Below are 19,429 nucleotides of genomic sequence, written 5' to 3'. Positions count from 1 at the left end.
AAGTGTATAAGGCGGATTTGATGGGCATTATTTTGAATACATTCTGTAATGAATGATTTTGGCTGCGGTACCTCTTATGTCATTTAAGCCAATTGAAATTCCCTTGAACCCCAAAGCGTTCTCTATAAACTGTTTACGGTCGGTTGATACGGCTATGCCCTTGAAGCCTGAACTGTATTGCAGATTTTGCGTTCGGGAAAAGCTGATACTTATGCTATTCATATCTATTAGATAAGGTTATTCGTAACTGAATCCAGATTGCATTTACTGGCGCCGTATTACCGTTACTATTAAACAGGTGACTACCATTCCCAATTCCCAAACTGTCATATAAAGGCTTAGTATTCCATTCAAAACTTAAATATTCACCTGCAGATATTAAAGGAGTAGACGTCCAGTCAGAGCTCACTGAGGGCATTGCTGGATTATCTGTCCAGCGCATCTCATAACTTAAGCGGTCGGGATTACCAGATGCATCCGAACTATAAGTAGATTTCAAAGATGAGTCTGGTACGTTTTTATTGGTAGGCTGTTCCGGAGCTACACTTTTATTAAAAAGGAAAAAGCCATTGTAGTTAATATTTTGAATCTGTACTACATTAGAACTAATCATAATTGGTGTAGAAGTGATGCTACCGGTTTTCTTACCTAAAGCAAGAGCCAAATCGGTGCCATTAATAATTAAATCAGGACTTCCATCGGAAATGCTTATGCTTCCATTAAGCCATTCAGGCGCAACTTTGGAGCCTAAAGATTTTGCATACAAGCTTCCACCAATGTTATTGATACCATCGCTGGCAGCACCGATATGAGGGCTTTCATCAGTAAGGGTAAAATCTAACGCTGATGGATTATTAAATCCCGGTGGCTTATTGAATGAAGATTGAAAGTAATCGGGGTAAGTCTGTCTAAACGTATCTAAGCTCATCCATTGCCCTGATGGTGTAACTCTGATACGCCCCATTACATTGCTGTACGATAGATTTGATGGTTGAATAGTTGCTAAATTTGCAAGAGTTATATCCGTGTTTGAATTGAAGTAACAACTTATGAAATAAGTATTTTGGCCACTTAATGGGACGTCTACAAATATGGAAGAAGTAAACTGCAACACTGCACTTATACTATTTATACTAATAAATTTGCATCTTAGTACCAAGCTTGTTGCAGATTGAATAATTTGGTTACACGTAACGAAGGTACAATCTGAAACGTTTCCCCTTAAATTTACAGTTCCCATATCGCGAATCGTAATATTACTAAGGCTGATCAATCCACTGTTTGCATTAAAACTAAAGGTAGTCGTGCCTGAGCCCTTTATAACAACGTTTCCATCGCCTATCATACTTGAACCGTCTAGTACTTTAGCACTTCCAGACCAACCCTCTTCGTAAGTTCCGGTTCCAATAATTATTCTTATAGGAGCTGCGTTAGCTATGTTGGTGATAGCATTTCTAACACCTAAAAGCGTTTGCTTTGGTTTGTCAGGTGTTAAGCCATCATTATTATCATTTCCGGCTTTACTTACGTAGAAGTTTACAACGCCGGCACCTCCTGGGTTGACTCTAAAGTTATGTTCCATTTATAAAAGTTTAATGTTTACGGCAGCTAATGCGACCGTAGTATTGGGAAAATCTATCCGCCATATTATCCAACCGGCATCAATCGTTAAAGATCCGGAAAACGGTAAATTGATTGGATAAAAATGTACTCCACCATCTGTGCTGTAACGCAATAGATTTACACCATCACCTACCACTTTAGATATCGTTACTTTGTTTTCAAAATAATCTTTGTAAAAGCGAACCGGTTGTGGAAAGCTCAATGTGAAGTCTCTAGTGACACCCGAAAGTTTTTCCTTATCTGCATTTGTAAAGACATTAGTATCCAAATTTCTCTCATAGGCAGCTTTTATTTGCTGATCACTTAAAGCTGTATTAAGCAAGTCAGGATCTGATACTTTCACATAAGTAGCATTTGTACCTGTTGAAATCGCTTGGTACAATGCCCATTTTCCGTCTCCGTCGTCGGTTACAAATGCTTGAAATGGTAGTTTGGAAACATTAAAGGAATTTCTTTCAGTTGGGCTTGAAAAGCTCTTTTGAACTGGACTTCCAACGAATGCATCGGCAATTTTTTTTAGTGTATCAAATTGTGGATTTACATTGTCTTTGATCGCATCTATAGCATTTGTAATCGCGCTACTTCTGTCAGCAACTTCTTGGTCATGGAGTAACCGTACGGCTCTTTCTGAAGGGTAGTTTGTCGATGTTGCCTGCGTTAGGCTAGATACAGTTTGAACCTTGTTAGCTTTATCTTCCTTGTCCGACACATCTGAAACCGCATTGACCACTGACCAGCCAGCCATGAGATCGTTGATTTTTGCTTTGTTCTTTAAGCGATAGTCTTTGTCTTCGCTTATGACGTACACCCGTGTTACATGTTCTTTTAGTTGATCTAACTTGTTTGTGAAATCCGACAAAAGAGTGCTCAAGTTGGCAGTCACCCTGTTGCCGCCCCTTACAGATTCAGCATCAACATATGCTAAATTAGGGTTGTTGTGTTTTCGTTCGTCTCCTGCGTATAACATTATAAAAATGAAAGTTTAGAGTTAGTAAATGCGTTTGGAGCGTTGGAGCGGGCAACTATCACATTTAGATTGATGCCGGCGTTATTGACTATAGACACTTGTGATAGAAACCTAAACGCCGTAAAGTAAGCTTCTGCATCGTTATAAACCACAGATGTGAATTGGCCAAACGCGCTGTCATATACATAGTAGACGTATTCACCCGGTCCAGTAATTACTGAATTGAAAGTGCGTGAGCGGCCGTCTTGAAATGTTCCCTTATTGTACTCTGGTTCAATATCAGCGGCAGTGAGTATCTCTTGTGTCGAATATAAAAGAACACCTCTGCCTTTAAAACTAATAGTACAGTTGTCGGCAGTGCTGTCATCTCCGCGCGCTACTATAACTTGTGAACCAGATACTATTAACCCGCTTTTGGGTTTACGTAATAGTATTGTATCGGTACGATTTGTACTGATCGATGAAGCGGTTAAAGCCTTCGATGGCTCACCCGCTAAGGGGAGCTCGTCACCAAAGGTTAAACTTACTGCGGAGGATGGTTTTGCTTGAGATGCATTTGGTATTGGATAACTGTATGTTGCAACCAGGTCGGCTTTAACTCCCTTGTCAACAACCAAAGCTTTTGAATTCGATGTTGGTGTAGAATATGAAGTCAAGCCGTCGTTCTCCCAAAGCTTCCATTGCGCAGTTATACTGGGACTTACCAAGGATTTACTATCGAGATCAAGGGTCAGCTTTTTATTGACTATCGTTAACCCTGATCCGATATCCGAAGACTGTAATCCCTTTTGCGAGAAAATCTCGTTAATTGCAGAAACTAAATCATTTTTTTGCGAAGTCTGCAATGTGGAGAGATTGCCCAAGCCTTCAATTTCCTGGGTCATGCTTTTTCCAATTCCCCAGTCTCCGTTTGATTTTGGGCCAAATATCGTCCAGCTGAATGAATTGATATAAAAATCTCCGTCAGAACCAACCGATTGATTGATTGGGTTTATGGTTCCATGTAGCAAAGATTTACCGTTTATACCCGGAATTCCTTGCTCTCCTCTTGGTCCCGGCCCTCCGGGCGGGCCATTGAGCATAGAGAACGCCTTCCGCCAACCATCGGCTTGTTTATTGTAGAATTCTCCTGTACTGGTATTGACGTAGGTATCATTAATACTACCTGTATTGTTCAACGGGGTTGAGTCACCAAATAAAACTTGTCCGCCAGATGGCTGATCTGCTGTGAAAGTATACGCAGTAACCCAAGTGCCATTTCGCTTTTGGTAAAATGTGCCATCAGCTATATTTAAAGACACATCCTGGTTTTTACCCACGTTGTTTTGAGGTAGCGCGTTTACGAAAGTTATACTATTGCCGGTTTGTATATTTGACGCAATGTAGGAGAGAAGGCTTGAAAAATTGTATTGATAGTCCGTATTCCCTTTCACCAATATGCTGGTGTCGTCGCCAGTTATTTGTTGAGTAAGTTCAAGCTCACTAATTTTTTTATCTGGCATTCTAAAATAAATTATCGTAAGCAAAATAATTATCAATCTCAGGTACACCTGTTGGAGCATTATAGCTGGTGCGGTCGATACCGCGTATCCTCGTACCAGATTGTCTCGCGCTTTTGTTTCTTTCATTGTAGCGCCATAGCGGATAATCAGCTTGATTGTCCATCAAAAATTTCTCTACCTCATTAGCATGAGCATTTGCAACGCTACGTTGCTGTTGTACTAACTTTATCTGGTCTTGAGTGCTTACCGACTGAGCGTTGTCATATTGTTTAATAACAGGGCCGGTTGCAGTGTAGTGAACTCCATTGCCTTCAATAAAGCGGGCAAAAGTGAAGTATACTAATGTTGGAGCAATGCCCTCATAAGCAATTAAATTGCCGTAACCATCAGTATATTCGCCGCCGTTGAAAAGTTTCTTATAAACCTGAGGTGCATCGTTTTTAATTAATCCGTCTGTATCAAAATATTTTAATAATTGATAATACAGAGGATAACCTAAAAACGGTTTCACGTCAAGTTCCTGGGCTTTTCTTATGAAAACTGTAAGGCGTTCTGGCTTTATATTTATAGAGATATCCTCAAATTGCTGAAAGGTCTCAGCGGTAATAAGCAAGGAAGTCATGATGAATTTGTTTAAAGATGATGAAAGAGGCAGGTTATTGCGTAACCATTGCCGTTGCCTCGGCTTGTTTAAAGCCGTAAGCATATGTTAAAATGGCAATCTTGTTTTCCTCGGGTAGTTCAGACATTAAGATTTGATTGATACTACTGCCTGACTTCATACCCGCACTATCGTCAGCAACGTTACCAGGTACAGGTAAGATGTTCCAATTCCCTGAGGTATTAAGCTGCTGATGAAAGTTGCCAAATAGCTCAGCAAATATTTCACTTAGTTCCTGCCTGTCTGGAGCTGTGTTGTCATTAAACTCACGTATCGCTTCTTTTTTCTCACCTCCATTGCTCAATCCCGACGCCTTTTCTGCGTTAATGAGTTCTTTAGGTACTGAAAACCCTTTGATAATACGCGCCTCAACCGATCTTTCTGTTGTTTCAAAAAGCTTATCGTTGTTCTGAATGGCATAGGGTTGGAAGTCAGGCTTTGAAGCTTCATCCTCATATTCAATTACGATGATCTTTTGGGCACTTTTTGTACCCTGAAAACTTCCTAAATCCTTTTCAAATTGCGACGGTGTATTTCTGATAGCGGCATCCGGAGAACTGTTGTCCGCTTCTTCGCGTCGCGACTGCATGAAAAGCATTGTCGATGGTAGAAAGCCAGTTGTAACTTCGCGGTTGTTAAAGGTTTTAATACCGGCTTCAGTTTCAAAATCCTCCCAAACGCTGTCGGCTTCAATTAATGGATAGTCATCAACTTCTGGATTGAAGTAATAAAGCTGGCCACAATAGTTTTCCCAGCCACCTGCCTTTAATACTTGACTATCGATCACTTCTGAATCCGGGTTATACTGATCGATAAATGAGATTTTTGAGCGCATGATATGCTTCCAGCTTTTGCGGCCCCAATCGTTGTAAATCGCATATTTTCCGGCTGTATCAGCGTTGTCTGTATCGCCCATGCGTATATCTTCAAACTTTACGTAGTGGGCTGATGCTATTTGGTAATTGGCATTATAATTTACATGGATACCAAATCCGTTAAATAAGGCTTTGTCGGTAGCTACAGCTTTAAGTAATTTAGTAAGGGTAAGCCCTTTAGTATTCACAACTCGTTTGCCAAGCTCTTTGTCTTCAAAACCGTTTCCTCCTATAAATTTTGCACGCTTATTCCAGCAGTCTTTAGCTGTTGGCGATGCTGCAACCAGTTCTAGCATACGCTGGGGGTAGGCGTTATCTACATCATAATTAAGTATGCCAAAGGTTTGATTAGGTCGTACTCTTATTCTCCGTTCTATTTGTGGTAAATAGGATTTCATTAAAATTTAAGTTGTAGGTTGTGAGTTGCAGGTTGTGTGCAGGCAGTTTGTATAAATGCTTAAGTATAGCTTACGGCCTGCAACTCGCAACCTGCAACTAATTACTCAGCGTCTTCAGTTAATTCATTTAAAGCAGTTATGGTGCTTGCATAACTGGCTGTGCCTGTTAGAGGCGCAGTTACTACGGCGCGTGGAGGATATGGTTCGCGCAACTTTTCGGGATTAGTTAATTTTAATTTGTAACCACCTTCCATGCCCTCATCAGCGGCATTGCGCTCAGCTTCGGTAAGGATGAGGCCATTTACGGCACCAAATAATTCTACTGCCGAATTGCTGTCTTTGTAGTTGTTAACAACTACTGCCTTTACACGGCCATAGCCCATGGCGCGTAGTTGTGCCTTAATTTCAACCGACAGACCTGCAATGTTAAAATCAATCTCTTCGGTGTAGCGTGGCCCAACCTGCGTTTTAGCCAGTTTAGACATGGCATTGAAACTGTTATTGGTACCCTGAAACTTGTATAGTTTACCGCCGTTTACAGGCGTAAGCTTATCAATGGTTAACGGATTAGTTGTACTGTATTGGATTGTTATATCATCCTCGTTAAATATGTATATAACATCCTCAATACCTGATGTTACGGGCGAGGCTGAGCTAAGGCTGAAGCCTTCGGTAATTTTGCTGAAAATTGTTGGCATATATAAAATGTGGTTAATTGTAGTTGTAATGTGCAGATATGCTAGTGACGTGTGTGTGCGCCCTCAAAGGAGTAAAAGGGTAGAGCAAACCGGTAACGGCATATCTGCTCATTTAAATATTATACGGTTGCTGGCAGATAAGGCGCCAGGTAGAAGAGTTCGTTTGCAAACTTAAAGTTGACAGCGGCCTTCATGCGTGCTTTCATACGCACAACATTATCGTTGGTATAAGGCTTCATGTAAACGGTAGATAGTTCGCTTTGATCTCCTAATAAATCAACGCCTAAAAACAGGTTTGATGAGCGTGCCCCTAAAATGGTATTTGCCTGCCAGTGGTTCATGAGTTGCAAAGGCAAACCAAGGTAGTCCATCTTCTTTTTGTCGGTAAATGCATTAAGAACATTGGTGGCATTGTTAGCCTGGGCCTGAGCGTAGGCATAACCAACATGTAACGGAATTTGAAGATTGAAATCTTCCTGGCTGCGGTCGGCCGGGTCAAGCTGCGAATAAACGCTGTTTAATACACCCAATACGTTGCCGGCATTAATAAAGCTAATTGAGCCTGATGCAATTGCAGTGCCTGTGAAAGTTGCAGCTTTGCGGCTGTTCATTGCATGGTAGTTGCGAATTAACTTGAAGGTTGTAGCACTTTCAATTTTTATAAAGTACGATTGGTTTAAAAGATCTACCCCGGTTTCGCCGTTTGTAGTGTCTTTAAGTGAGCTGGAGTTTGTTGCCGTAAATGTTACAACATCTCCATCATTAAGTGAGGTGGTACTAGATACGGTTACTATACCGGTAGTGCTGATGCCTGATACGGACATAGATGTGGCAGCTTTGTTTAAGCCAACGCGGTATGTTCCTGCAGTTTCTGCAATACGCGGAATTAATCCTTTAAACGGGTCAGAGAATATTGCTTCGGGAGTGGCGTCTTTACCCAGCCAATACAAACGTTCATTTGCTATTTGTATTTTGGTTAAATAACGCTGAACCATAAAGTCTGATAGATCAACCACGCCTTCATAATCACTAAAGGCACCAGGTGCAAGACGTTGAGATTCCCATGATTCGGCAAGTTTATCCCATTGTTCCTGTTTCATAAACTCGTAAACAACAGGGTCAAGGTAAGTTTCGGTTTGTTGAGTTGTTGTGCCCTGATCAGTGAATATGCCCGACGGGTTTTGCAGCTTTACATCGTCATCTACATCTAAAATAATTTTCCTTGATTTAACATCGTTTACAACAGTGAGTAAACCGCGTTTTACAGAATCGGCCTCGAGCAGTGTGCTGGCCATAAAACCTGCCAGTGCTTCGCCGGCGTAGGTGTTGTTTGTGAAGGTGAATTTAGCCATATGTATAATCCTCCGGCCCCCTAAAGGGAGGATTTTTGAGAATGTTAGTAGCTTTTACTAGGGATAAAAGTTGGCCTTATTGAGCCGAAAAGTTTAGGAAAAAGTATAGGCTTCGAAAGGATGCATATTTATTTATGCCTTGATTTTTTCGATAAGTGAAGCCGGTTGGAAGGATAGATTATTTTACCTCACTCACGGCTTGTTTAACCGCGTTTTTGGCAATTTCAGACTGAGGTGCGAAAAACGCCTGACTCTCTGCTTTGGCTTTACTGCTACGTTTAGAACCATTAGGGATGAAAGTTGACTTGATTTCGTTTTTGATCTCGTAATGGCTTTGTTTTAAACGGGCCTGAGCGTTTTGCAAGGTTGTGCGGGCTTCAATTAATAAAGCGTTTTGAGCGTGAAGTTTAGCCTTTAAAGCAGCAATTTGGTTTTTTACCTGGTGAGGTTTAAAGTTGTTTTTGTTTGCCGGCAATTCTTCCTCCTCCTCATCTTCGTTTTGAATTTCGGGGGCAGAGTCCAGTTTTTTTACCTTGCCTTTTTCAATGCTAAGTTGCTTTCCATCGGCAGTGATATAAACGTCATCTACAGCCGGAGTGCTTAGCTCTTCATCCTGATATACCTCTGTTTCGTGGTCAAGCTCGCCGGTATGATGTAGTGCTCCTTTGTCAGTCATGGTTTGTTTGTTCATTACCTTTTTAAAAAAATTCATCATCTTATCTAAAACCGATGTAGTTTTTTCGATGAGGTCATTGTTGTGCATGTTCATTTGCTGTTTTGGTGAATTATTATGATTAACTAAAATTTTATTTATGCAGCGCTGGTATACTGCAGGAGCAGAGCCGGTACATTTCAACAGTATTGCGCTGTTAGTAATACTGGTTTTATAGTCTTCAATACGATCAATAAATCCTAATGCCAGGGCCTGGTCGGCAGTCATCCAGGTAACGGCGTTAATGAGGCTGTTAATGGTAACATCGTCTAACCCGGTTTTATCGGTATAAATTTGTGCCAGGCGTTGCTGCACTGTATTCAGCATTTGTACGTCTTTTAATAATTCATCGGCATTACCGCCGCTGCCTGCCATTGGCTTATGAATCATGAGCAGTGCGTACTTGCTCATTACAATCTCCTGCCCGGCCATGGCAACCACCGATGCTGCTGAGGCTGCCAATGCATCAATATAAGTTATAACCCGGCCATCATATTTCTTAAGTAAATCGTAAATGGCAATGGCATCGAAAGCTGACCCTCCGGCCGAACTGATATGGAGCTCAACGTCCTGACCGGCAGCCTGTACCAATTGTTGCTGCAAGTAAGCAGATGACAGGCTGCCCGAACCGATACCGTCTTGCTCGGTATCATATAAATAAATTTTGTACATGTTGAAATGGCTTGTGTTAGATGCAGTTGAACTCCTAAGTCCTTGTGCAATTGAATAATTGGTTATTTGCCGCTACGCGGATATCAATTTTGATTTACTGAGCGGAGCCTTGCAGATATTTAAGGCGCTATTAGTTTGATTAGTAAACATCATAAGCTAAATTCCCGACTTATGATGTTGGTGCCGGTTGGCATAATTCAAAGGTGCAAAAATTATTTTATCATAATGGTGACACAACCCTATCAGTACTCGAAAAACTATTTATAGCCCTCCATATGGTACGCTCATCTTTATTAAATTGACCTTGCGCTTCAAATACCGCTTTGTTTTTGCTTATGCCACGGGTTTGCATTTGTACTATTACCCACAAATAAATTTCGCGATAGGTAAAAATTTTTGAACTGATGAATCCTGCTTTAAACATTTGGTTTAACGCGCCGTTTTCAAAAAGTTGGTTAGCAATTTTGATATCCATAAGTGTAAGAATATAATTATTATTTGAGCTTGCAGAACGCTCAAGCAATTTATGTAAAGGTTTGTGCTTAAAGATTAACCCGGTTAACTGTTTGGACTAATATGTTTTGCTGGTTATTTACATCTTTAACATCAACGTAAATAGGAGGGAAGTTGTTGAGCATTTGATAAGCCAGGGTGTTGGCTAAATCTTTCTGATCGTTTACGGGTTGGCTGTAATACCGGCTGGCGTTACCGCCATCAGTAAATACACCACCTATGGCATAACCACTGCCTGCGTTAGGCACCGAAAAATCGCGACCACCGTACGCCACATTTATAGCGCTTACCATGTTGCGTGCCCAAGGGTTACGCATGGCCTCACTTACCACAACTGCCTCACCCGAGCGCAAATAAGCGTTTGTATTATCTGTGCGGCTATAACCGGGTAATACAGCACCCCGACCATCAGATATAAATTGTCCGCCCTGAGCCATGCCAGGCTTTTGTTTAGCAATTTCGGCAATAGATGTTGCACCCTGCACTGCCATAAACGCAGCCTGGGCTATACCCAGCGCCTGACCAATAAATGGAATACCTGAATACGCTTTAAGCGATTCCATTATAGACTGTTTGGTACTTATAATAGTATCAGCAATTGAAGTTGCTTTTTTGGCTAAAAATGCCGCTTTATAAATTGCTGAGTCTTTTTTAGTATTTTTCAATACGGCGTCAATTAGCTTATCACCAGCATGTATTCTTGATGAAGTAAGCTTATCTTCCAAGTCTGCTTTTTGCTTAGCGTATTTAGCTTCAATTAACGTAGTCTCTTTACCTTTAGCCTCTGCTGCGTTTTTTGCTACGTCATGCTGTAATTTTAATAGTTCCTGCTCTTTCTTTATGGCAGCTGATTCATGACCGCCCTCACGTTCATTTGCAATACTTTCTTGAAGTTTTGTTTCTTTTATACCTAAGTCTTGTTTATCAAAATTGTCATTAAGTCCCTTCGAATCAGTTTCATGTTTGGCTTTGAAATCAGTCAACAGTCCGGATGCATCATTGTATATTTTTTGCGCTTCAGATTGTTGCTTTTTTAAACTCTCTATTTGCAGCTTAGATGTTGCTGTTAATGGCGCTGCCTCAAGTTCTGTTAATTTGATGCCTGCGTTTAAAATTATTTCGTCATTTTTTTGCTTAATGTCTTCAATTTTTTTCTTTTTTTCATTGTACTCTTCATCCAGTTGAACTTGTGCCTGCTGCCTTGCACTCATCCCAATGTTTCTGAGTTCCTTATGAAATCCGTCAAGCGTTTTACTATCTTCCTCTCTAAATTTTTTATTGATCGCCTCTATGGAGGCTACATGTTCTTTTTCAATCTGCTCAATTGTTTGTTTATGGCCTTTGTATTTATTTTTAAGTTGCTGAAAATGAGCGTCGGTATCTGATATTTCCTTAGCAAAACCCTGGAGAAGATTTTGAGCCATGCGAGCTTTCGATTCAATCAGCTCATTTTTAGCCTCATCACTTAGTTTTTTTACCTCTTCGTTATGTTTTCGTCTCTTATCTAAATCTGCCTTTCTCTGTGCCTCGCGTTCCTGCCTCCGCTTTTCATTTGCGTCAGCTCTTTTCTTTGCTTCCTCTTCTTGTTTTTTCTTTTTTTCAGCTTCCGCTTTATCGTGTATGGCCTTCTGTTCTAAAGCTTTATCTGAATTATCAGTAATTGCTTTTTCAACCTTTTTGAAAGCGTCAGTTGTTCCGGTAGCAAGTTGTACCATCCCGCTGGCAAATTTTTTAAAATCTTTGTTAATTAAACCCTCGTACATAACACCGAAGGCTTTAAGCCTATTCAATATGTTATCTTCAATTAATTTACCTAGCTTTTTTAGCCCTTCAACAGGGTTGGTGAACGCCTCTACAATAGCTAATTTAAATTTTGAAATATTTTCTTTGACAGTGTTGACAACCACGCCTAAACCAGCCAGAAATTGACGAAATTGCTCTATTCCTTTTGGGCTTTTTGTGAAATACTCCGTTATTGACTCCAAAACAAGTAGCAAAAGACCAAAGCCGGTTGTTTTTATTGCACCACCTACACTTTGGAAGCCGGTTTTAACGTGGGCCAATCCATCTTTCATAGCATTGAATCCCTTTGATGCGTCTTCAATTGTTGATGCAAATTCAGGCCCAAAGGATTTTCCGTGCTCTTTTAAGTCAGAAATATGATTTTTAACTGCGTCCGTCGATTTTTTAACTACGTCTATCGATTTTTTAACTGCGTCTATCGATTCTTTATGATAATCGAAAGTCTTTGAGCTTTTTTTTAATTCATTTTCTTGATCATTTATAACCCCAGATAAATTTACAATTTCAAGCTTCAAGTCTCGTACCGCTTTTGAGTTATTAGCATGAGTTTCTTTCAATTTATCATACTTTTTCAACAAGCCATCCATCAACTCCTTATTATTATTTAAAGTGTTTGATGATGTGTCAATAACTTTTGCTGTATGAGCAATTTTTTTGTTTAGGTCATCAATTGCTTGCTTATTTTTATTGATGCTGGTGACATTCGCTTCAAAATCTTTTGTTGTTTTTTGTAGTGTTTCAGACAGTTCGCTTTGAGAACTTTTCAACTGTTTAATCACTTGATCCAATTCCTTAACGCTTTCATTTAGGTCTTTGGTAGCCTTTTTTGCGTCATCAAAAAATGTATTACTGTCCATTATGTATTATATGTTAATTGGCATAGTTTATGCAAAAGGTATTGCTACCTTAGTTCCTTGAAATTCGTTTCTCTATTTTATTTGATGTATAGTTCCAAACGATGAGATATTCATCATTTACTTTTTTAAAATTGTCAGGTAATTTGTATTCGGAGTTATCATCGAAATCAACTTTTTATCTACCTCCACAGCGTAATAATTGATGTACTTTTTACTAGGATAAGATATATTCATCACCCTATGGTTATAAACTCCGATGCAATGATCTTTACGTTTTAATAAAGAATCGTATAGTATTACTTTGTTGGCAAAGACAATGTATGTTTCACCTCCATAAGGTTCTGGCGCTGTCTACTTTGTACCAAATTGTATTACTAATTAAAGCTTAGTTTTTACTGCTTTTTTAAGTATTGAAGGTTCGCCACCTAATTTAATATCTGCGGGTTTCACATAATACAAGTCATCAGCATAAACGTAGTTTTCCGGAAGTTTAAAGTTCTGGTTAATTAAGGCCAACTTCATGTTTGGTTTAAAACCAAACCATTTTTCTGATCGAGGTACTAGGCTATCTGTTTGCATCATTGCAGTAACACTATCTTTCTTAATACACGAGCCGATGAATGCCGTTTTGTATTTAAAAATCGAGTCTTTTTGAAAACTAAGCGCAGAATAAATCATAACGGGCTTGTTGAATTCGGCACTGGTCTCTAATTCTGCAATTAACCTTTGTTTTTTCCACTCGGGTATATCCATCGTGTTTATCTCTTTAGCATTAATGGGTCTAACTAACCGATAGGTTATATCTTCTGAGACGTGTTTATAACTTAGCCAAGAGGAATCAGTATATATCGGCGTGTTAACATTAACCTTTTTCCAAATACTTTCAGCATGTCTGTTCAACATAATGGTGAATGTCATCAAGCCAACTATGAAAACAACCGCAAATAGAAACGTAGTTTTTGATCTTTCCCAACGATTTCCCCACTTTTCGTGGTAATAAGACACTTTATCTAATTTTTCAAATGCTGGATCATCAAAGTCGTATAAACTCATAAATTTAGGTTGCTAATATTATTGGTAAATATAATAGGGCCATTATTTAAAAGCAATAGTGTGTATAAATATTTAGCCCAATTTTATCAGCTCCACTTTGGTACTTTGCCCTTTACGCCAACTGTCAATTTTGTTAATGTAGTAGTAAGCACCGTCCTGCTTAAGATATATTGGAATCAACAGGTTTAATTCTAGTATATCTCTTGGGGTAAGTAAAAAGTAGCGAACAACTTTTTTCGTTTCGTACAGTATCTTTTCAAGTTCAGGGTAAAACTGCTTCCTTAAATTTTCAAAATGAAGGCTATACTCTCCGCCCGCCTTATCAAAATAGGGTGTACAAATAGCAGTATTTTCAAATTGCTCTGCACCTGTACCATCAACAAACTTCACCCGTTGATTGCTTGTTAAAGCAGCCATGTTGTGTATAAGTAACCGGGGCTGGGTACTTATACTAAAGTCTACCGAATCGGCATCGTTACTTTTATCTATTTTTAAAATCTGAGCGGTGTTTCCGCCTATGTACGGCCTGTTAAGTGTAGGCGCAAACTGGCTTTCAAATAAGGTTCCGGTGGCAGGCAGTGTTTTGTCGTTTACAACAATTACCGAATCGGCTGTACCGGGTGGTATGTTGTCGTCTTCCTTATTTTTGAGATAATTATTTTGAGCATAATTGCCTAACTGAAAGGTGATATTTTTGCCTTGATCGAGGCACTTGTTGGTCCAATCAACCGCGCATGAGATGTTATTCACAATATCGCGAAATGAGGCCAGTGTGATCATACGCCGGTTAGCATCTGTTTGACATATAATGCCAAAGCGCTGCAGCGTATCTTTCAGTAAATCTTTCTGCCCTATATCAGGAAATATACGTTCGCATTGCACCTGGTGCCCATACCGCATATTGCCGGGCTTTTCAGTTACCAGAAAGCGCGCCCCGCTTAACATCACAAAACTTGTTTCTTTTTTAACATCCTGCTCAATGTCCCACCATACACGCAAACTTTCGCCGGTTGTAAGTTTGGTGCTCACGTTAAGCACTTCGTTATCGTAGTTTTTAACGTAACTGAAGCTGTTGCCGTTCATTTGCAATACCGCGCCGTTGGAGTCATATGGCTTACTCACTATCACCTCAGGGGCGCCGCCTTTTGTGCTATACTTTTTTACCGATATGGTGACAAGTCCCTTTGTTTTTTTTGACTGGTAGCGTATATTATATTGTAAGGATACATCTACTTCAACATCTGTTAAGGCTACATAAGCCTTCCCGCCGGCAAATACATTCTGGCCTTTAATAACATTACTAAAAAAGAAATCTTCATTAGCGCCTATCTGTCCGTGTACGTACGATTGGTCTCTGGTGCTAACAGCTTCTAAAGATAAGTTACTGCTTTTTGAGGAATCATACCCCGTACCATGCTCAAAGTTGTCGTTAGCAAACTGTACAATAAGCTTATCATACAAAGGCTGTTTAAGTAAAAAGCTATCTGGATTTATGGTGTACCCTGTTCTTTGTACCATCAATTCAATAAAAGATTTTAAAAAAAATCCTGGCCTAAGATACCTTACATCTATTTCGGGAGTGCCGGCAAATTGTTTAGGTAACATACCGTAATCAACTATGGGCCATATCCAACCATAGGTGTGGTTTTGTGACCTTACTACGTTCTGCAGCGTCCAGTTGTGCAAGTATTTTTCCCAACCTGAGTTATACCATATACTTTTTGGATCGCCGGTTTCATATATTTTTCCATCAATAGCATCAAAAAAGTCAACGTTTCCTGATAGTACCGTTATTGCCGCAGTATTATTTTCAACATTGTTCAGTTCTGCGAGGCCGTAGGGTATAATTTCCATGCCGTCCTGCACTATTTTGGCAGTAAACTGCCTGTAAGGTGCGTCGGTACTAAAGGCAATATCATCAGCAAAACCCAGTATCTTTCGGTTATGTTGAGTAAGTGGTATTTTGAATTGATTGCTGGTGTTACCCTGCTGATTTTTTACTTCGGCAAGGTTGTTTATTTGAAACGTGAGGGCAATTGGACTATCGTCGGTCAAATCAACCAATACGTCATTCAGAAAAAGTTGGATCATAAAATGTTAGCTTGGCGGTTGTGTTTAAGCTTATACAAAGCGGAAGGGTAAACTGGAAGATTACCGAACGGGCGTTGCTTATTGCGTTTGAATATTTAGTGCAGGTAAATTGAAAGTGACGCTGAAAGGTGCCTGGCCGTTACGCGTTTCATACTCGGCAAAGGTAGCCGTGTTAAGTACTACCGTTTGCCATTTTACCGGGTTTTTATTGATGAGCATTTGTACTTTGGGCGAATACTTTAACGATTGCAAGCCTTTGATGTCTGCAATGGCAAGATCTTCGGCTATAACTTTCATCTTTAGCCCGGCGCTCTTACTTATTACATCTTCAATAGCATCGTGATTTGCCCAATCGGTAACGTGCTTTTTAAGTATAACTGCATTTTGCACATCTAAAGTTATTTCCTGGTTGTATACAAAGCGGTAGTAATTCCAAGCCCCGTTAAGACCTATCCAGCGGAGATATACCGATTGCAAATCAATGGCATCATCAATACGAACAATTTGCGTTTGCATAACCTGATGTTCATTATCATCAGCATCACGATATTTTAAATCTAATTTGAAGTACCGGGCATACACGTCAAAGTTTTGGCTTATGTGCAACCTGTTTACGCCAATGCGCTGTGCAAGCCCGGTTACAAATGGTTTGTTTGTAACGGGTGGCCGTACAATTACAAGTTTGCTACTGTCTTGCTGTAAAAGGAATGATCCATCTTCGTTAAGCAGGTATGTGGTAGCAGGCGTGCCCAACGGATTCCTGTTAACATCAAGAGCTGTAATTTCTGCATACAGGTTTAATCCCGCTAAGTCGTCACCGTATATGAAGCCAATATCAAAAGGGTAACCGGCCGAGTAAACAGGCTCTGCAAAATCTGTTAACCATCTGGCGCGCTTACTTGGTGCATCAACTTGCTTAAATGGCACATAAGCAGCCATGTTTCCGCCATAACTATCGCCAAGCTGCCTGGCCGAGTACGTAACGTAGTAAGGCGTATCAATGGCTATACTTGCCGATTTAACATTTGCGCCCGTTGATGGATCTTGCCAGCCTTCTGTATACTTTACATGATAACAAGCACCTAAATTATAATCGCGACTGTTAGGCCTATCTGCGCCCATATCATCTTTGGCTTGCAAAAGGCTCTGTAAAAAATTAGAAATGTCTGCCCGTATTAAGCCTTGGGTGTTTGGCCGGTGTACACAGTTTATTGTGCTCATTAGACCGGTTAGGGTATCTTGATAGGTTATTTGCGTTAGGACTTCATAATAAGGCCGGAATTTATTGATGTTAATAAAGCCGGTGTTATTAAGTGAATCGGTGTAGGGCAGGTCAATCCAAACTTCGCTGGTTGCTTGATTTACATAGTAAACATCATAAACGCCTTTGTAGTAGCCTGCATTAACATATATCTTATCCTTGGCAGTCAACATAATGTTGCCTGTGCTGAGTGCTCCATTTACTTTAAATGATGTTTGACTGCCATAATTTGCAGGCAAAACTGCTGTCACATTTAAATCACGACGTTGATAAGTAAACACAATTGGGTTAAAAGCTGCGCTCCATCTGCTTACATTACCGATGTTTAACATTACAGATGGATCAGATACAAGCAGGCTTAATACCGTATCAACTGTAAGATAATATGAAGCTGGGCAGCCTGCTGCATCTTTACAATAAACAGTGTATCCGCCACCCGCAAGGTTATTAAATGTTTCGCTGGTTTGCCAATTTATGCCGTCAAGACTATACTGTAAATCGCCCGCTCCAGATGAGGCAACAATAGTTACCTGCCCGTCTTTACGACCCGGAGCACTTTCCTTTTTGTCGATTACTACAGTATTTATCCGTGTATCACAAACACCAGGCGGTGTATAGCTACCGTTGTTTTCAATTACATTGGGATAAACTTTCAGCCGATAGTAGTAGTAATTATCTTCACTAGTATCTTCAATAAGTGTTTGTTTGCCAATAATAATTTTAGTGCCCGGTATAGCAATTTCTTGTATATCATTCGAACTACCATTAATTATTTCTTCGTATTGGACGATACAATAATTGCCTTCAACTGCCCTGCCGTTTTCATCAAATAGCTCTATATAAACGTCGGCGTAAGTTTGTAATCCGGTGCTGGTTAAGGGGCGGTCTTCAGTGTCAATTATACCAATTCTTGTGTCTCCAAGCTGAAACGGCTTCTCCGGCCGTATAGACGGGTGAACGGTGCGTTTATTTAAAAAGGTTTCTTTTGCGTATTTAGGCATAGTGTTGGTGTTGGCGTAAATGGAAGTTGGGCAGGGCTAGTTAAATGTTCCGAAGGTTTGCGATTGAAGTGTGAGTGTTAAACCCACGCCCGTTGTGTTTACATCATACTTGTTATAAACCGGAGTGCACTTGGCTTTTGTAGCAGATGTTATTTTAAAGTACCGGCTGTTACCGTCGGTATATTTTGCGGCTTTCACTAAAAACTCATTTGCCAGCGCTAAGGCTTGTGTAACGTAAGTTTCATTATCGGCGGTGTACTGCCCAAAGTCGGTCTTGTATAAAAATTCGAGGTATACTGAGAAAGTATTGCTTACCGAGCCATTTATTGATGGATGCATATCAATACCCTGCAGAGGGTACATAAATACACAAGGGTAGGATTTATCGTCGGCAAGTTGATTGAGTTCATTGGCAGTGCCGTAGGCAAAGCCAGGCGTATTACTTAATGTTTGCGTTATTTTTGAAATATGATAGCGAATTGGCATGATTACTTATTATTAGAAGAAAAGTTGGTTGCTTGTTTAGCCCTGATTGCTTAGCAACTCAGTATATTTTTTTTGAAAGGCGGCTTCCGTTTTGTTTAAAAGTAATTTGGTAAGTACCTTATTATAAGGCAGGTTTAAAATAAGCTGCCACTTGGTTATATCGCCTCCGGCCAATGCATTAACTGTGTTGATGTACCTGAACTTTTCAAAATTTTTAATGCCAGCCCTCTGTTCCAAAGCCGACGAAGGCGATGCCAAAAGCCGGTTTTCGGTTTCGATAAGTTTGGATAGCTCAAAAAAAAATACTTGGCAATGGGTAAAATGGTTGTAATTGGTTGCTTTTCAATTTCCGTGGCAAATTGCTCGGCAAGTTCTTCATCATATGGTAGCTGTGTGGCCCGGCAATAAAAGTAATTGGCTAAAATAAGACTGCATGCTTTAAGTGACGGGGTGAATGATTGCTGCCAGTCTTCGTCATTGTTCGACGCGGCGTGCCTTGTCATTTCCTCAACTATAATATCACGCGCTGCCATGAATGCTCCCGCAGGTTCGATGCTTAGGTTTTTAAATACCTTAACTTTTTTTAATTTGTTGTCAATATTGAACGTTACGTCATCAGGTATTTGGTTGCTGTTATACAAGCTACTGATTTGTAAAGCCAACGTTGCTACAGTTTCATTGAACTCTTCAAAGTCGTTAAAGTCTTGAACCTGCTTTAAGTTTTCCAGCGGAACACCTGAAAGTATTTGGATAGCATCAAGATCAGACAGCTTGCTTGCAGACTGTAAGGCCATCAGCTGACCCAGGCTAATTTCATCCAGCTTTTCAGGAATGGATATGCTAAGTTCGCCAGTAATGGTTTTAAAATATTTTTGAATCATTATAAGTTGTTTTAATACATGGG

The 19,429-nt window shown here is 40.1% G+C and carries 16 protein-coding genes; all 16 read right to left on the bottom strand.

The features are described 5' to 3' along the window. Positions 1–27 precede the first annotated feature (27 nt). Positions 28–222: a hypothetical protein gene (locus GO816_RS00605; RefSeq protein ID WP_157539420.1), complete on the bottom strand. Its 195-nt coding sequence runs from the start codon at positions 220–222 to the stop codon at positions 28–30. Beyond that, positions 215–1,582 carry a serpin family protein gene (locus tag GO816_RS00600; protein WP_157539419.1) on the bottom strand — a complete coding sequence of 456 codons (1,368 nt, stop codon included), beginning with the start codon at positions 1,580–1,582 and terminating at the stop codon, positions 215–217. The genes GO816_RS00605 and GO816_RS00600 overlap by 8 nt, the downstream gene beginning before the upstream one ends. Beyond that, entirely contained in the window at positions 1,583–2,590 is a 1,008-nt protein-coding gene (locus GO816_RS00595) for a hypothetical protein (RefSeq protein ID WP_157539418.1), read from the bottom strand. It lies immediately after the preceding gene. Beyond that, positions 2,590–4,116, bottom strand: coding sequence for a hypothetical protein (locus GO816_RS00590; RefSeq protein ID WP_157539417.1), 1,527 nt, complete (start codon positions 4,114–4,116; stop codon positions 2,590–2,592). Before GO816_RS00590 ends, GO816_RS00595 begins: the two co-directional genes overlap by 1 nt. Beyond that, positions 4,094–4,714 (bottom strand): DUF6712 family protein, encoded by a 621-nt coding sequence (locus tag GO816_RS00585; RefSeq protein ID WP_157539416.1) that lies wholly within the window; start codon positions 4,712–4,714, stop codon positions 4,094–4,096. Before GO816_RS00585 ends, GO816_RS00590 begins: the two co-directional genes overlap by 23 nt. A gap of 34 nt (positions 4,715–4,748) precedes the next feature. Further along, positions 4,749–6,026 (bottom strand): hypothetical protein, encoded by a 1,278-nt coding sequence (locus GO816_RS00580; RefSeq protein WP_157539415.1) that lies wholly within the window; start codon positions 6,024–6,026, stop codon positions 4,749–4,751. A gap of 101 nt (positions 6,027–6,127) precedes the next feature. Next, positions 6,128–6,724: a hypothetical protein gene (locus GO816_RS00575; protein ID WP_157539414.1), complete on the bottom strand. Its 597-nt coding sequence runs from the start codon at positions 6,722–6,724 to the stop codon at positions 6,128–6,130. 119 nt (positions 6,725–6,843) lie between these two features. Further along, entirely contained in the window at positions 6,844–8,076 is a 1,233-nt protein-coding gene (locus GO816_RS00570; protein WP_157539413.1) for a hypothetical protein, read from the bottom strand. A 178-nt stretch (positions 8,077–8,254) separates the two neighbouring features. Beyond that, the gene (locus GO816_RS00565) at positions 8,255–9,460 is read right to left on the bottom strand and encodes a head maturation protease, ClpP-related (protein WP_157539412.1); all 1,206 of its coding nucleotides are present in this window, start codon (positions 9,458–9,460) and stop codon (positions 8,255–8,257) included. A gap of 220 nt (positions 9,461–9,680) precedes the next feature. Further along, complete coding sequence (locus GO816_RS00560) at positions 9,681–9,935, bottom strand: hypothetical protein (protein WP_157539411.1); 255 nt, start codon at positions 9,933–9,935, stop codon at positions 9,681–9,683. Positions 9,936–10,002: 67 nt separating this feature from the next. Beyond that, a complete protein-coding gene (locus tag GO816_RS00555) occupies positions 10,003–12,633 on the bottom strand; it encodes a hypothetical protein (protein ID WP_157539410.1) in 2,631 nt (876 codons plus the stop codon). A 378-nt stretch (positions 12,634–13,011) separates the two neighbouring features. Beyond that, on the bottom strand, positions 13,012–13,686 hold the full coding sequence (locus GO816_RS00550) for a hypothetical protein (RefSeq protein ID WP_157539409.1): 675 nt from the start codon (positions 13,684–13,686) through the stop codon (positions 13,012–13,014). Positions 13,687–13,758: 72 nt separating this feature from the next. After that, positions 13,759–15,777 carry a hypothetical protein gene (locus GO816_RS00545; RefSeq protein ID WP_157539408.1) on the bottom strand — a complete coding sequence of 673 codons (2,019 nt, stop codon included), beginning with the start codon at positions 15,775–15,777 and terminating at the stop codon, positions 13,759–13,761. Between the two features lie 78 nt (positions 15,778–15,855). Continuing rightward, positions 15,856–18,039 carry a hypothetical protein gene (locus tag GO816_RS00540; protein ID WP_157539407.1) on the bottom strand — a complete coding sequence of 728 codons (2,184 nt, stop codon included), beginning with the start codon at positions 18,037–18,039 and terminating at the stop codon, positions 15,856–15,858. Between the two features lie 36 nt (positions 18,040–18,075). Then, positions 18,076–18,525 (bottom strand): hypothetical protein, encoded by a 450-nt coding sequence (locus GO816_RS00535; protein WP_157539406.1) that lies wholly within the window; start codon positions 18,523–18,525, stop codon positions 18,076–18,078. 155 nt (positions 18,526–18,680) lie between these two features. After that, a complete protein-coding gene (locus GO816_RS00530) occupies positions 18,681–19,406 on the bottom strand; it encodes a hypothetical protein (protein WP_157539405.1) in 726 nt (241 codons plus the stop codon). Positions 19,407–19,429 lie beyond the last annotated feature (23 nt).

This window comes from Mucilaginibacter aquatilis (assembly GCF_009755275.1).
Classification (GTDB): domain Bacteria; phylum Bacteroidota; class Bacteroidia; order Sphingobacteriales; family Sphingobacteriaceae; genus Mucilaginibacter; species Mucilaginibacter aquatilis.
Note: the sequence above shows the minus strand (reverse complement) of the source record. Positions and strands in the feature narration are given on the sequence as shown.